This window comes from Streptomyces sp. NPDC102462, assembly GCF_044765425.1.
Classification (GTDB): Bacteria; Actinomycetota; Actinomycetes; order Streptomycetales; family Streptomycetaceae; genus Streptomyces.
Genome location: NZ_JBIWKB010000156.1, coordinates 1 through 1,647, shown reverse-complemented (window position 1 = coordinate 1,647; position 1,647 = coordinate 1). Strand labels below are relative to the sequence as shown.

At 65.0% G+C, this 1,647-nt stretch carries 1 protein-coding gene; it reads right to left on the bottom strand.

Features of this window, described 5'->3' with window-relative positions; genetic code table 11:
* Positions 1 to 47 precede the first annotated feature (47 nt).
* Positions 48 to 626 carry a DUF6058 family natural product biosynthesis protein gene (locus ACIRFL_RS43805; protein ID WP_404041355.1) on the bottom strand — a complete coding sequence of 193 codons (579 nt, stop codon included), beginning with the start codon at positions 624 to 626 and terminating at the stop codon, positions 48 to 50.
* Positions 627 to 1,647 lie beyond the last annotated feature (1,021 nt).

The following is a 1,647-nucleotide window of genomic DNA, read 5'->3' as shown; positions in this document are numbered from 1 at the left end:
GGTGAATCTGCCCGCGTCACCAGCCTCCAGCTCACTGACCTGCACCTTCAGCCCGGTAGGGACTCCAGAACCCCCGAATTGCGCGGAACGCAGGGAAGACGGTCGTAGGCGGTGAACGCCGGTTCCAGCGTGTCGAGTTCGTCGACCAGAGCATGCAGCCGAGTAGACCAGCCCGCTGAACCGGCATCCGGCTCGTTCGCCGCGGCACCGATCGCGGCCGTCAGGTAATCCTTGCGCTGAATGGTGGCCGGCGTCACCGAGTGCAGACACACGTATTGTCCGTTGAGATACGCATTCCACTCCGCCTTCCCGGTGATCGGGTCGGCCCAGTGAGCGGTGAACCACGCTTCGAGCAAGTCTACGCCGCCGGCCCCGTCGGCGAGAGCGAACAGGTCGGCCGGCACCATCTCAGCACCGTCGGAGCGCAGATATCCCGGAAGCGGCAGACGCTGCCCCAGCATCAGCCGACGGACCGCATCGACATCGCGACCATGGACGGCGCACAGTTCCTCCAGGACAACGAACTGCGCGCTGACATATACGTCATCGGCATCGGTCATCGGATGATCACCGTTGACCTCACGGAACCGCTCGACGAGTTGCTGCTTCAGGTCCGTCTCCGGCACAGGGGGCCTCCGGCGTCATCAGCGCGGGCATCTCCCGCACAGGACCCCGCACGCTACAGGCCAGACGGTTCGCCACTCACCGAACTATCGATGGAATCACGAAGAACGAAGGCACTTACACCCTCACCTCCGCCCTGACCACGAAGAGGAAGCCGAACAAGGCGAAGAACATCCCACTGAGCACTGCGGCCGCAGCCGTGAACGGTCGATTGCGCAACAACCCGGCGGGAAACAGGGGTACTTGGGTGCGCCTTTGCTGGTCCAGCCGCGTGCAGGTCCTTCGATAATTGCCCACACCAGCACGCTCAAGCCCGCCGTGGCGGCGGACATCGCCGCAGGATGAGCCGGGCTGGGGCGTGGGCTGCGCTGTTCGGGCAGCGTCCACCACGCCCCGATCAGTGCGGCGGCGACGACGGGCAGGTTGATCCAGAATCCGGCCCGCCAGGAGAAGCACTCCATCAGATGCCCCCCACCACTGGCCCGGCCAAGCCGCCGAGACCAGCTACGCCGGTCCACACAGCGATGGCGCGGCGGCGCTCTGGCCCAGGTACCTACTCACTGGTAGTGGCCGGCGCGCCGTAGAGGGATGCTGCACCGCACACGGCCAGCCCGTACGTGTAAGCACGGCGCCGACCGTAGCGGTCCCCCCATGCCCCTGCGGCTAGCACGCCTCCGGCCAGTGGTTCAGTACCGTCATATCCAACCCGATCAGAAAACCCCCGTACACAGGGAAGCCAGGAAGAGCCAGGACTGCTGTTTCCCTCAGCGTGCCTGAAGCGTAGGCGTCAGATCCTTGCGGTGCCCGGGGGCGCCCTGCCTGGCGCTTGGCAGGAGGCACTCCGGTATCGGGATCCGGCGAACAGGCCTGGCCATGAATCGAGTTGAAGCGGGGGCCGCCAGGCTACTGGCCGAGCGACGCGGTAGATCTAGTGTCTCGTGACCCTGATTGAGTTACTTCGAGTTGTTATTGACGAGTTTCTTCACGCTGGTCTGGACGAGTCGGACCTTGGCGAGGATCTCG